Annotated in this window: 9 protein-coding genes; 2 read left to right on the top strand and 7 right to left on the bottom strand. The window is 67.5% G+C overall.

All coding sequences use genetic code 11. From position 1 onward, the window contains the following. Positions 1-50 precede the first annotated feature (50 nt). Together QK287_RS03330 and QK287_RS03335 are read right to left on the bottom strand one after the other, a co-directional pair. Positions 51-1,865: a biotin carboxylase N-terminal domain-containing protein gene (locus QK287_RS03330; protein WP_282359421.1), complete on the bottom strand. Its 1,815-nt coding sequence runs from the start codon at positions 1,863-1,865 to the stop codon at positions 51-53. 157 nt (positions 1,866-2,022) lie between these two features. Beyond that, positions 2,023-2,700 (bottom strand): Maf family protein, encoded by a 678-nt coding sequence (locus tag QK287_RS03335; RefSeq protein ID WP_282359236.1) that lies wholly within the window; start codon positions 2,698-2,700, stop codon positions 2,023-2,025. A gap of 368 nt (positions 2,701-3,068) precedes the next feature. On the opposite strand from QK287_RS03335, the gene QK287_RS03340 reads away from it, so the two are divergent. Next, on the top strand, positions 3,069-4,562 hold the full coding sequence (locus tag QK287_RS03340; protein WP_282359237.1) for an HNH endonuclease: 1,494 nt from the start codon (positions 3,069-3,071) through the stop codon (positions 4,560-4,562). 102 nt (positions 4,563-4,664) lie between these two features. On the opposite strand, the gene QK287_RS03345 is transcribed toward QK287_RS03340, so the two are convergent. The 3 genes from QK287_RS03345 to QK287_RS03355 form a co-directional block, all read right to left on the bottom strand. Then, on the bottom strand, positions 4,665-7,205 hold the full coding sequence (locus QK287_RS03345; protein WP_282359238.1) for an MMPL family transporter: 2,541 nt from the start codon (positions 7,203-7,205) through the stop codon (positions 4,665-4,667). Between the two features lies 1 nt (position 7,206). Then, positions 7,207-7,890, bottom strand: a complete 684-nt coding sequence (locus tag QK287_RS03350; RefSeq protein WP_282359422.1) for a TetR/AcrR family transcriptional regulator — start codon at positions 7,888-7,890, stop codon at positions 7,207-7,209. A gap of 78 nt (positions 7,891-7,968) precedes the next feature. Then, positions 7,969-8,361 (bottom strand): YbjQ family protein, encoded by a 393-nt coding sequence (locus QK287_RS03355; protein WP_226773634.1) that lies wholly within the window; start codon positions 8,359-8,361, stop codon positions 7,969-7,971. Between the two features lie 213 nt (positions 8,362-8,574). On the opposite strand from QK287_RS03355, the gene QK287_RS03360 reads away from it, so the two are divergent. After that, the gene (locus tag QK287_RS03360; protein ID WP_282359240.1) at positions 8,575-9,150 is read left to right on the top strand and encodes a hypothetical protein; all 576 of its coding nucleotides are present in this window, start codon (positions 8,575-8,577) and stop codon (positions 9,148-9,150) included. 92 nt (positions 9,151-9,242) lie between these two features. Here the strand turns inward: QK287_RS03360 and QK287_RS03365 are convergent, their stop codons facing one another. After that, positions 9,243-10,703, bottom strand: coding sequence for a dicarboxylate/amino acid:cation symporter (locus tag QK287_RS03365; RefSeq protein ID WP_282359242.1), 1,461 nt, complete (start codon positions 10,701-10,703; stop codon positions 9,243-9,245). Positions 10,704-10,912: 209 nt separating this feature from the next. After that, positions 10,913-12,622: a DUF885 domain-containing protein gene (locus QK287_RS03370; RefSeq protein ID WP_226773631.1), complete on the bottom strand. Its 1,710-nt coding sequence runs from the start codon at positions 12,620-12,622 to the stop codon at positions 10,913-10,915. Positions 12,623-12,715 lie beyond the last annotated feature (93 nt).

The following is a 12,715-nucleotide window of genomic DNA, read 5'->3' on the forward strand; positions in this document are numbered from 1 at the left end:
CTGCGCCAGAGGCGCGCCTGCGTCCTGCCCGTGCAGCAGTGGCCGGGAAGCTACTGGCCGGCTGCGTCCTCGATCAGAGCGATGATGGCGCCGGCGGAGACCGTCTCGCCGGCGGACGCTGTCAGTCCGATCACGATGCCGGCGCGGTGCGCTGTGAGCGGCTGTTCCATCTTCATGGCCTCGAGCACCACAACAAGGTCACCCTCGGCCACAAGGTCCCCCTCGCCGACAGCTACCTTCACGATGGTTCCCTGCATGGGGGACGTCAGGGCGTTGCCGCCGGCCGCCGCGACGGCCCCGCCGGCGCGCGAACGCTTCTTCGCCTTAGCCGGTTTAGCGGCGCCGCCGCCGGTACCCAACGACGCAGGGAGGACGACCTCAAGGCGTTTGCCGCCGACCTCGACGACGACGCGCTGGCGTTCGACGGCGTCGGGCGCTTCAGCCTCGGTGCCGGTCGGCGTCCACGCGGGGATGTCATTGACGAACGCCGTCTCGATCCAGCGGGTGTGGACCTTGAACGGGCCCTCGGCGGGGGCGAAATCCGGGTTGGTGACGACGGCGAGGTCAAACGGGATGACGGTGGGGATTCCCTCAACCACCATCTCTTCGAGGGCGCGGCGGGCGCGCTGCAGGGCCTGCGGGCGGGTGGCGCCGGTGATGATCAGCTTGGAGAGCATCGAGTCGAAGTTGCCGCTGATGACGTCCCCCTGCTCCACCCCGGAGTCGATCCGGACGCCGGGTCCGGTCGGGTTCAACAGCCGGGTGATGGTGCCGGGGGCGGGCATAAAGCTCCGGCCCGGATCCTCGCCGGTGATGCGGAACTCGATCGAGTGGCCGCGGATCTCCGGGTCCCCGTAGCCGAGTTCCTCGCCGCGGGCCAGCCGGAACTGCTCGCGGACAAGGTCAATGCCGGTGACTTCCTCGGAGACGCAGTGCTCTACCTGGAGTCGGGTGTTGACCTCGAGGAAGGAGATGGTGCCGTCTTGGCCCACGAGGAACTCGCAGGTGCCGGCGCCAAGGTAGCCGGCCTCCTTGAGGATGGCTTTGGAGGATTCGTAGAGCCGGCGGTTCTGCTCCTCGGTGAGGAACGGGGCCGGTGCCTCCTCGACGAGCTTCTGGTTGCGGCGCTGCAACGAGCAGTCACGGGTGGAGACCACCACGACGTTGCCGTACGCGTCGGCGAGGCACTGGGTCTCGACGTGCCGCGGGGCGTCCAGGAAGCGCTCAATAAAGCATTCGCCGCGGCCGAAGGCGGCGACAGCCTCGCGGACGGCCGATTCGAAGAGTTCGGGGATTTCCTCTCGGGTGCGGGCCACCTTGATGCCGCGCCCGCCGCCGCCGAAGGCTGCTTTGATGGCGATCGGCAAGCCGAACTTGTCCACAAACTCAAGGATTTCCTCGGCCGACTCCACCGGGTCGGCGGTGCCGGGAACCTGCGGTGCGCCGACCTTTTCGGCGATGTGGCGGGCCTGGACCTTGTCGCCCAGGGCGGCGATCGCGGCGGGGGAGGGCCCGATCCAGGTGATGCCGGCGTCGATCACCTTGGCGGCGAACTCGGCGTTCTCGGCGAGGAAGCCGTAGCCGGGGTGGATGGCGTCGGCGCCGGAGCGGTGGGCCACCTCGATCAGCTTGTCCATCACGAGGTAGGACTCGGCGGCGGTGTTGCCGCCCAGGGCGTAGGCCTCATCAGCAAGCTTTACGTGCAGGGCGTCGCGGTCCGGGTCCGCGTAGACCGCTACGGAGGCGATGCCTTCATCGCGGGCGGCGCGGATGATGCGCACCGCGATTTCGCCGCGGTTGGCGATCAGCACCTTGCTCAGGGGGTGGGTTACTACGGCGGTGCCTTCTTGGGCTGATCGCTGCACGGGATTTGCGGACTGCTCCGAATTTGCTGACAAGGCGTCTCCTTCTTTCCTTCAGGGAGCCTAGCGCGGTTTTGTGGGTTCCGCCGATATTACTTGCGGATTCCGCGGGTAAAGCCCCTTGCCTTTGTAGGGTTGCTACAAGTGCGTGCGAATTAGCTCACTCGGCCCGGAGGAGGGCGGGATCGGCGGCACCGCTGGTCCACAATTCGGTGATGCCTACTTTCGCCTGTCCCAGCAGCCCGCGGAGGGTGGAAATGGACAGCCCGACGACGGCGTGCGGGTCCCCGTCGACCTTGCGGATGAACGCCCCGCCGTAGCCGTCGATCGTGAAGGAGCCGGCGCACTGCAGCGGCTCCCCGGTGGCGATGTAGGTGTCGATTTCCTCGGGGGTCATCTCCATAAAGTGGACTTCGGCGGAGGTGACGTGCCCGAGGGTGGCGCCGGAGCCGGCGGCGTGGGACTCGTCGGTGCCCTCGGTGTCCCGGCAGTCAACGAGCCAGTGCCCGGTGTGCAGGACGCCTTTGCCGCCGCTCATCCGGAGCATCCGCTCCCTGGCGACGTCGGCCGTGTAGGGCTTGCCGTGCGCCTCGCCGTCGAACTCAAACACGGAATCGCAGCCGATCACCAGCGCGCCGTCGGCTTCGGGCAGGGAGGCGACGGCCTCGGCCTTGGCGCGGGCGAGCAGCAGCGCGGTATCGTGCGGGTCCGTGACGCCGTAGCGGGCCTGGACGGCATCCTCGTCGACGTCCGAGACGAGGATCTCGTGCCGGATTCCGGCGTCGGTGAGCAGCTTGGTTCGGGCGGGGGACTGGGAGGCAAGAATGAGGCGGGTCACCGCTCCAGCCTAGTTCGTTGTGCCGGTAGTCGAGGTGACCTAATGTCCGAGGCCACTGGGAAAGTTCGTTCATAAAGGGGAATCAAGGACCGGAGGGGAACCTTCGCTGCGTGCTGGCGATGTCCGGCCGCGCGCTTCAGGAGATTAGTTTGCCCGAGAGCAGTACACGGCGGATCGAACTGAATTGGCGGGTGGCGGAGCTGGCCTTCGAAGCGGTTGGCCGGCTTCTATAGGCGTTCAATAATGTCGTAGCCCTGCGGAACACTTGACCTATGGACGGTTATGGGTCGACCGCGGCGGTTCCGGCAGCAATGGGGTGCACCTGCGCCTTTGGCTGCGGGAAGAAGCCGGGAACGGAAGAGGCAGCCATGGCTTTCGGGAGCGACGTGCCTGTGCCGGACGCTGCCTGGCTAATTGCTGAAATCCGGTCCCTGGAGGACCAAAAGTCCGCCCTGGCCGCCCGTCAGGCCCGGCTGTCCGTCGCTTTCGATCTGCTCCAGCGCCGCGAACAGTCGGACGCCGGGATGCCGGCCGCGGAGCTCGGTGCCGGGGTCGGGGCGCAGATCGCCCTCGCCCGCCGCGAATCACCCGCCAAAGGCAGCCGGCTTTTAGGGTTGGCGAAGGCCCTGGTCACCGAAATGCCCCACACCTTGGCCGCGCTGGAGGCGGGGCAGCTCAACGAATGGCGCGCCACCCTCCTCGTGCGTGAAACCGCGTGCCTGTGCGCCGAGGGCCGCTGCGCCGTGGATGAGGAACTGGCGCCGGACACCGGAACCTTCGACGGCGCCGGAGACCGTGCGCTCGTCGCCGCGGCCCGCACCGCGGCCTACCGGCGCGACCCCCGCTCCGTCACCGGCCGTGCCAGCCACGCCGCCGCCGAACGCCACGTTAGCCTCCGCCCGGCCCCGGACACCATGTGTTATCTGACCGCCCTGCTCCCTGTCACCGAGGGCGTGGCTGTCCACGCAGCCCTGAGCAGGAATGCAGACAGCCTTCGCGCCGGCGGGGACCCCCGGACCCGTGGCCAGCTCATGGCGGATGCCCTTGTGGAGCGCACCACTGGAACCCCAGGGGGTATCAGCGGCATCGAGATCCAACTCGTGATGACCGACCGCACCCTCTTCCAGGCCGACAGCGAACCCGCCCGCCTCCCCGGCTACGGCATCGTCCCCGCCGGCTGGGCCCGCGAAGTTCTTGCCAACCCGGGTAACGGCGAAAACACGGCCTTGAACGTTTGGCTCCGCCGGCTCTTCACCGCGCCCGGCCCGGGCGAGCTGACAGCGGTGGAGTCGAAGGCCCGGCTCTTCCCGCCCGGGCTGCGTCGCTTCCTCACCATCCGGGACCAGACCTGCCGCACACCGTACTGCGACGCCCCGATCCGGCACGCCGACCACATCATCCCCTGGCACCACAACGGCACCACCAGACACAGCAACGGCGCCGGGCTCTGTGAAGCCTGCAACCACACCAAAGAAACCCCCGGCTGGAGCTCACGGCCACGCCCTGGACCACTGCCGGGCCAACGGCACATCCTTGAAGTCACCACCCCCACCGGCCACAGCTATCACTCCACCGCCCCTCCGTTACCGGGGGCAAGTGCAGGTGCAGAAGCAGGCGCGGGGACAAGCGCGGGTGCAGGTGCAGAAGCAGGCGCGGGGACAAGCGCGGGTGCAGGTGCAGGAGCAAGCGCGGGTGCAGGTGCAGAAGCAAGCGCGGGAAAAGGTGCAGACCCGCCGCAGCCGGACCCAGCGGTGGCCAGCCACCGCGACCGCCGCGACCGCCGCCGCGAACGCCGCGAACGCCGCGAACGGGCCAGGACGCTCCTTCGTGCCCGGGCGAAGAGCCGCCAAGGGGCCCAATGAGTAACCGGTAAGGCCGCCGTCGAACGTGCCCACAACAGAGCCGCCCGCCGATCAGAGTGATCAGCGGGCGGCCAGTTTGGTGCTTGGGGGCAGCCGGTGGAGCTACCGGGCAGCGGTTCCGGCGCTTTCCGCGACGGGATCCCCGGCGTCGGCATTGGGCTTGCGCAGCTTGGCACCTTCGACGTCCACATCCGGCAGGATCCGGTCCAGCCAGCGGGGCAGCCACCAGGCCTTTTCGCCGAGCAGGTACATCACGGCCGGAACGATCGTCATCCGGACCACAAAGGCGTCAATCAGCACACCAAAGGCCATCGCAAAGCCGAGCGGCCGGACCATGTTCAGGTGCGAGAAGATAAAGCCCGAGAACACACTGACCATAATGATCGCGGCGGCGGTAACCACCGCAGCGGCATGGCTGAAGCCGGAGCGGACCGCATGTTTGGCCGATTCGCCGTGCATATATGACTCGCGCATGCCGGAGGCGATGAACACCTGGTAGTCCATCGCCAGGCCGAACAGCACACCGATCAGGATGATGGGCAGGAAGCTCAGCACTGCACCGGGGTTCTCGACGCCAAAGACAGCCCCGAGCCAGCCCCACTGGTAGACCGCGACGACGGCTCCGAAGGCGGCGGCCAGCGAGAGCAGGAAACCGCCGGTCGCCAGCAGCGGAACCCAAATGGAGCGGAACACCAGCAGGAGCAGGACCAGCGAGAGGCCCACCACAATCATCAGGTAGGGCGGCAGCGCGTCACCGAGCTTGGTGGACACATCGACGTTGCCGGCGGTCTGGCCGGTGAGGCCGATGCTGACGCCGGTGGAGTCCTTGATCTGGCCCTTCTCGGCGCGGAGTTCGGAGACCACCCGGACGGTGCTGGCGCTGGCGGGGCCTTCCTTCGGAATGACCTGGAACACAGCGGTCCGGCGGTCCTCGCTCAGGGCCAGCGGCACGGCTGCGCTGACATTGTCGGTTCCGCGCAGGATGTCCGCGACGTCGAACTGCTTGGCCTGGGCCTCGGCTACGCTGAGTCCCGCCGGGAAGTCACCCACCACAATGATCGGGCCGGTCATGCCCTCACCGAAGCTTCGTTTGGTGACGTCATAGGCCTTGAATGCCTGCGAGGCGACCGGCTCGGAGCTGGCGTCCGGCAGGGCGAGCCGGAGCTGGCTGGCCGGCAGCGCCACAACCCCGAGCAGGACCACTCCGGCGAGCAGGGCCAGCCACGGGTGGTTGGTTACCACACCGCCCCAGCCGTGGCTGCTGCGGTACTCGTCCTTGGCACGGTCATCGGTTTCGTGGCCGGGCGCGGCATTGTGCTTTTCCGCCTTGGCCCAGGCCCGTTTAGAGATCAGTTTTCGGCCCACCAGGGAGAGGACGGCCGGCGTCAGTGTCAGGGCAACGACGACGGCGACGGCCACCGTCGCCGCGGCCGAGAGGCCCATCACGGCGAGGAACGGAAGACCCGGGACCACCAGGGCTGCGAGGGCGATGATCACGGTGAGGCCGGCGAAGAGCACGGCGTTGCCGGAGGTGCCGGTTGCCAGCGCCACTGACTCCTCGGGGTCCATGCCCGCGAGCATTTGGCCGCGGTGCCGATTGACGATGAACAGGGAGTAGTCGATCCCGACCGCAAGGCCAAGCATCAGTGCCAGCATCGGCGAGATGGAGCTCATGTCCATAGTGCCGCTGAGGGCAAAGGTGCCGCCCACTCCGACGGCGACGCCGACAATTGCCATCAGCAGCGGAAGTCCGGCGGCGATCAGGGTCCCGAGCATAATGATCAGCACCAGGGCGGCTACGGCGATGCCGAGAATTTCGGCGGTGCCAAAGAGCTCGGAGATGTCTTCGCTGATTTCCTTGCTGGGCAGCGCCGTGACGTTGGCGGCGGAAACCTCCTTGGCGATGTCCTGGACTTCCTGGCGGACCTCTGGCTTGAGCCCGTTGATTGAGGTCTTGAACTGGACCTGTGCGATCGCGGCCTTGCCGTCCTCGGAGACGAAACGGAGGCCCTTCGAGGCTTCCATCTGGCGTGCTCCCAGGGCCAGCTTGGCTTCGCCTGCCTGGAGGTCCTTGGTGCCGGCGTCCAGCTTTGCCTGACCGTCGGCGAGGGCCGCCTTCTGCTGGCCGAGCTGTGCCTCGATCGCGGCGGGCGCCATACCGGCCGCCGTCATTTGCTGCTCGGCCGCGTCCAGCTTGGCTTTTCCTGCCGCGAGTTCTGCGGCCGACTGCTCCAGCCGGGCTTTCCCGGCGGCGGACTGCTCCTGGCCTGCTGCCAGATCCGTGCCCGCCTTATCCAGCTGCGCCTGGGTGGCGAACGGATCAACCGTTCCCTGAACGTCGGGGAGCGTCTTGAGCTTGGCCAGCGCAGCCGTGACGGCTTCCTTTCCGGCCTGGCTGAACTGGGCATCGTTCGCTTCGAAAACCACACTCGCGGAGCCGCCGGAGGATGAGGGGAGCTCATTTTTGAGCTTGTCCGCCATCTGCTGGGTCTCGGTTCCCGGGATCTGGAAGTTGTTGGACAAGGTGCCGTGGAAAGCGGCTGCCGCGCCGCCGACGGCCACCAACACGGCGAGCCATACGGAGATGACAAGCCAGCGGTGCCGGTAGGAGAACTTGCCGAGGCGGTAGAGCAAAAGTGCCATGTCAGAGCCGATCTGCGAAAAGGGTGGAGTTGGAGTTGGCGGCCGGAGTGCCGGCCTGAAGGGTGCCGGGGCGGGCAAATCCGGAGCCGAGCAGGCTCATGGAATCGATCAGGAGCTGCCGGAGGACGGATAGGGACTCCGGTGTGAGTGATCCGCCGCACCGGGCGAACCAGACATCCATGGCGGCTTTGCCACAGGAGATTACTGAGCCGGCCAGTGCCCGGAGGTACAGCTCATCGAGTTCGACGCCGCCGCCACTGACACGCTCGCGGGCTGCGGTGATGATCTGGCCCGTGCAGTGGTCCCAGGCTTCCAGCTCGGAGCGGCTCAGCTGCGGATAGGCCTGGCCGAGGCTGTACAGCTCGGCCAACGGGGCCACCGTCATCGGATCGGCCAGTTCCGCCAGCGCGGCACGGGCGGAGTCCAGGAAGGGTTCTCCGGCCGGGCGCAGCCGGAACTGCTGAAGGGCCTTGTCCAGGAAGCCGAAGGTGACCGCGGCGATGGCGGCTTCGGTGCTGCCGAAATAGTTAAAGAACGTGCGGCGCGAGATTCCGGCAGCATCAGCGATGTCTTCGACCGTGAAGTTGCCCGGACCATTGGATCGGAGCAAGGCCAGCGCTGAGTCGATGATGGCCTGGCGGGTGGCGGCCTTGTTCAGCTCACGGCGCGACGGCGCCTCGGGCAGGGTCTCGGCCGCAGGAGGTACCGCGGCTCGGGAGGGCAGGGATGGATGCACGTATTTACACTACGTGCATGTTTGCACTCAGGGCAAATTTCTGTCCGCGGCAGCTTGGCTCAGGAAGGCCGACTGGCCGGTGGCCCCCGGTTCGCCGGCCGGGATCGGCACGATGAATACCGCTGTACCGTAGGCGCAGACCTCGGTCCACGTGGTCCCCAGCTGGGAGTTGTCGAAACGCAAGGCAACTATGGCGTTGGCCCCGCGTTGTTCCGCCTCTGTGACCATCCGCGCCATCACCTGCTGCCTGCTCTCGTAGAGCATGCGCGTCATTTCGGGCAGTTCCCCGCCGCCAAGGGAACGGAAGCCGGCCATCACCTGGCCGCCGATATCCCGGGCGCGGACGGTAAGGCCCATGACCTCGCCGAATACTGCGTCAATCCGGTGGCCGGGGATGTCATTGGAGGTCACGATCAGCATGCACCGAGCCTACCGACTCCGGAGCTCCCCGGACCGGAACCGCAGCGCGGAAACCGGCCAAAGTTCCGGCAGGCGGCGGCCGCCTGGCTTCACAGGAAGATGAAAGGTTCCGGACAGCTTCTGCCGAAGTGCCCGGCGGAGACTGGAACTACGTCTTGGAAGAGACAATCACCAATGGCAGCGGGCACGAAGCTGCAGAACAGGAGACAGCGCATGTCACGAACGAAGAGAATGACACTCGCGATTTCGGCCGGGGCCCTGGCCCTCGGAGCCGGGCTTGGGGTCACCGGGATGGCCTCAGCCGCCACCACGCCGACCCCCAGCCCCAGCTCCAGCGCTTCGACAGAGGCAACGCCCGGCGCCACCGAGGGTGGGGGCATGCGGGGCGGACACGGACACGGTGGTGGCGATCGCGGCGCAGCCCAGGCTGCCGAACTCGCTGCCAAGCTCGGCGTGGACGAGGCCAAGGTAACGGAGGCCCTGAAGGCGTTCCGCGAAGCCAATAAGCCGGCCACACCGCTGGCCGAAGGCACCAAGCCGGACCGGGCCACCAGGGAGGCGGCACTGGCGAAGTCACTCGCTGCCTCCCTCGGAATCGATGAATCCAAGGTCACCACGGCGCTGGAGGAGCTGCGCACCGCTGCACAGGCCGACCGGGCTGCGGTATTAAAGACCCGTCTGGACAAGGCCGTCACCGATGGCACCCTGACCCAGGCCGAGGCGGACGCCGTGGCAAAGGCAGTGGCAGCGGGAGTTATCGGCGGGGGCGAAGGCCGGGGCGGACACTAGGATCCTACGTCGCCGCCGTCCCTGAGCCGGCAACACCAAGGAAGTCCCCGGGAACCTCCCGGGGACTTCCTGTGGTTCTGCCCGGGGCCGGGTTATCCCTTGGCGGCGGCCAGCTCGCGGCCATCCGGGGACGCTGCGGGAGCGGCTGCGGGAGCGGCTGCGGCGGAAGGGTCGACGGCGCCGGCGGCGGTTTCGTCGTCGTCCGCGAACGGGTCACCGTTGCGCGGTGCGTTGTAGAGCGACTCGTCGAGGATGCCCTGGCGCTTGGCCACGATGGTGGGGATCAAAGCCTGCCCGGCCACGTTGACCGCAGTGCGGCCCATGTCCAGGATCGGGTCGATCGCCAGCAGGAGTCCGACGCCGGCCAGCGGCAGTCCCAGTGTGGAGAGCGTCAGGGTCAGCATAACGACGGCGCCGGTGGTTCCGGCGGTTGCGGCGGAGCCCAGCACGGAGACGAGGGCAATCAGCAGGTACTGCGTGAAGTCCAGCTGGATGCCGAAGAACTGGGCCACGAAGATCGCCGAGACGGCCGGGTAGATTGCGGCGCAGCCGTCCATCTTGGTGGTGGCGCCAAGCGGCACGGCGAAGGAGGCATAGGCGCGGGGTACGCCCAGGCTGCGTTCGGTCACGCGCTGGGTCAGCGGCAGGGTACCCACGGATGAGCGGGAGACGAAGGCCAGCTGCACGGCGGGCCAGACGCCGGAGTAGTACTGCTTGACGGACAGGCCGTGGCTGCGGATGAGGACCGGGTAGACCACAAACAGCACCAGGGCCAGGCCCACGTAGATGGCGAAGGTGAACTTGCCCAGCGAACCGATGGTGTCCCAGCCGTAGATCGCCACGGCGTTGCCGATCAGGCCGACGGTGCCGAGCGGGGCGACCCGGATGATCCACCAGAGGACCTTCTGGATCACGGCCAGGGCTGCGGCGTTGAGGTTCAGGAACGGCTCGGCGGCCTTGCCCACCTTCAGGGCTGCGATGCCAACGGCGACCGCGATCACCAGGATCTGCAGGACGTTGAAGCTCACCGAAGTGGTGGCGACGCCGTCGGCCACGGTAGTGCTGGCGCCGAGGCCCAGGAAGTTCTTCGGGAACAGGCCGACCAGGAAGGCCCACCAGTCGCCGGACTTGCCGTTGTACTTGGCCTCCTGGGTGATGCCGGTATTGGCGCCGGGCTGCAGGAACACCCCCAGGCCGATGCCGATCAGCACGGCGATCAAGGCGGTGATGGCGAACCAGAGCAGTGTGTTCCAGGCCAGCCGGGCGGCGTTGGAGACGGCACGCAGGTTGGAGATGGAGCTCACGACTGCCGTGAAGATAAGGGGCACTACGGCGGTCTGCAGCAGCGAGACGTAGCTCGAGCCGATGGTCTGCAGGGTTGCGCCGAGGGCATTGGGGTTCGCCTTGGTGCTGCCCGTGTACTTGGCCAGCAGGCCGAGACCCAGGCCTACGATCAGGGCGGCGATGATCTGGAAGCCGAACGAGCCGGCCCACTTGGGCAGCTGGAAGCCGGTCTTTCCGGCGGATGCGGGGGTGCTTGTCTGAGTGCTCACTGGAACACGCTAGGACTGCGGCACTTAGCACGGCGAACGAACGTTGAGAAATGTTACGCGGGGGGTTTTCGGTCCCGGCCACGGAATCACGGGATTTCCGCCGGAAGACTACCCGTTTGTGAAGTTATTCCCCGGTCGAATGTGGCGATTGTCTCGTGAAGCAGGGACCGGAGGATGGCCGATCTCCGGGACGGAGGGTCGTTGCGGGCCTATCCCAGCAGCGCCCGCTTCAGGGTGTCCAGTCCGACGGAGCCCAGGTTGAGCGCCTTGGTGTGGAAGGCCTTCAGGTCAAAGCCCGGCCGGGATTCGAGCTCGGCGCGGATCTGCTCCCACAGCCGCTGGCCCACCTTGTACGACGGCGCCTGGCCCGGCCAACCGAGGTAGCGGGTGAATTCGAAGCTCAGCTGGCCTTCGCTGATGGCGAGGTTCTGCTGGAGGAAGCCGTACCCTTGCTCCGGAGTCCAGGTGCCCGACCCCCAACGCTCGGGCACCTCCAGCTCCAGGTGGACACCAATGTCGAACACCACGCGGGCGGCACGCATGCGCTGCATGTCCAGCATGCCCATGTGGTCACCAGGGTCCGTCAGGTAGCCCAACTCCTGCATCAGCTTCTCGGCGTAGAGCGCCCAGCCTTCACCGTGACCGGAGGTCCAGCAGACGTTCCGGCGCCACTTGTTCAGCAGCTCCCGGCGGTAGGTTGCGGTCGCCACCTGCAGGTGGTGGCCGGGGACGCCCTCGTGGTAGACCGTGGTGGTCTCGGCCCAGGTGGTGAAGGTGTCCTCACCCGGCGGGACGGACCACCACATCCGGCCCGGACGGCTGAAGTCGTCCGAGGGTCCGGTGTAGTAGATGCCGCCTTCATCAGTCGGGGCAATCTTGCACTCCAGGGTCTTCATCACCTCCGGGATGTCGAAGTGCACTCCCGCGAGGTCGGCCACGGCCTTGTCGGAAAGCTCCTGCATCCAGGCCTGCAGGGCATCGGTGCCCTTAAGCTGCCGGGCGGGGTCGTTGTTGAGGATCTCCTTGGCTTCCCCGATCGTGGCGCCGGGACGGATCTGCCCGGCCACATGCTCCTGTTCGGCGATCAGCCGGTCGAGCTCCTGCACACCCCAGGCGTAGGTTTCCTCGAGGTCCACGGTGGCGCCCAGGAACGCGCGGGAGGCCAGCGCGTAGCGCTCACGGCCCACTGCGTCCTTCGCCGGGGCAACGGGCAGCAACTCGGACTCGAGGAAGCCGGCCAGCCGGGAGTAGGCGACGCGCGCGGCGGCAGCCCCGGCGTCGAGCTTGGACTGCACGTCCTCGGGCAGCGGGCCCGCCGTGGTCTTGGCGTTGGCGGCCAGCCTGGCGAAGAAACCGTCCTCTGCGGCGTGCTTGGTGGTCTGCTCGATCACAATCTCCACCTGGCGGGCGGCGGCGACCTTGCCGCCCTCCTTGGCGGCGCGCAGCGACACTATGTAGCCGTCCAGCGCGTCGGGAACGTTGGTCGCGCGGCCGGCAATGTGGTCCCACTGCGCGGCGGTGTCCGTCGGCATCAGGTCGAAGATTGCGCGGATCTCCTGCGCCGGGGAAGCGATGTTGTTCAGCTCCGCCAAGCCCCAGCCGGAGTCGTGGATTTCCAGCTGCAGGCCCAGGCGCTCGCGCATGGCATCGAGGGTGACGGCGTCGACGTCGTCCGCCGGTTCCAGGCCGTCCAGCGCCGTTAGGGCCTCGCGCGCGGCAGCGGCGAAACCCTCGTGCCCGGCGGGGGAGTAATCCTGGTATTCCGTCTCGTGGCCCGGAAGGCCAAGCTCGGTGGCGAAGCTCGGGTTGAGCCGGATCAGGGTCTCCGTAAAAGCGTCGGCGACGGCGTCGATGGCGGTGTGCGCCCGCCCGGGACCCGGGTTGTTGGCAGCTGTGGTGTCAGGGGTTTCTATACTCACCCGACAGACACTAGCCGGGCCCGGGCCGTTATGAAAGGGTTGCTGCACTTTCCCCGGTGGCTGACGGCCGGAACCCAACCTGGGGAGGGAGGC

Origin of the sequence: Arthrobacter sp. AL05 (assembly GCF_029960715.1) — a bacterium.
Taxonomy (GTDB): Bacteria; Actinomycetota; Actinomycetes; order Actinomycetales; family Micrococcaceae; genus Arthrobacter.

Excerpts from the sequence above, each read along its gene's own strand:
- QK287_RS03340 (WP_282359237.1), top strand. The coding sequence starts at position 3,069 with ATGGCTTTCGGGAGCGACGTGCCTGTGCCGGACGCTGCCTGGCTAATT.
- QK287_RS03345 (WP_282359238.1), bottom strand. The coding sequence starts at position 7,205 with ATGGCACTTTTGCTCTACCGCCTCGGCAAGTTCTCCTACCGGCACCGC.
- QK287_RS03355 (WP_226773634.1), bottom strand. The coding sequence starts at position 8,361 with ATGCTGATCGTGACCTCCAATGACATCCCCGGCCACCGGATTGACGCA.
- QK287_RS03360 (WP_282359240.1), top strand. The coding sequence starts at position 8,575 with ATGTCACGAACGAAGAGAATGACACTCGCGATTTCGGCCGGGGCCCTG.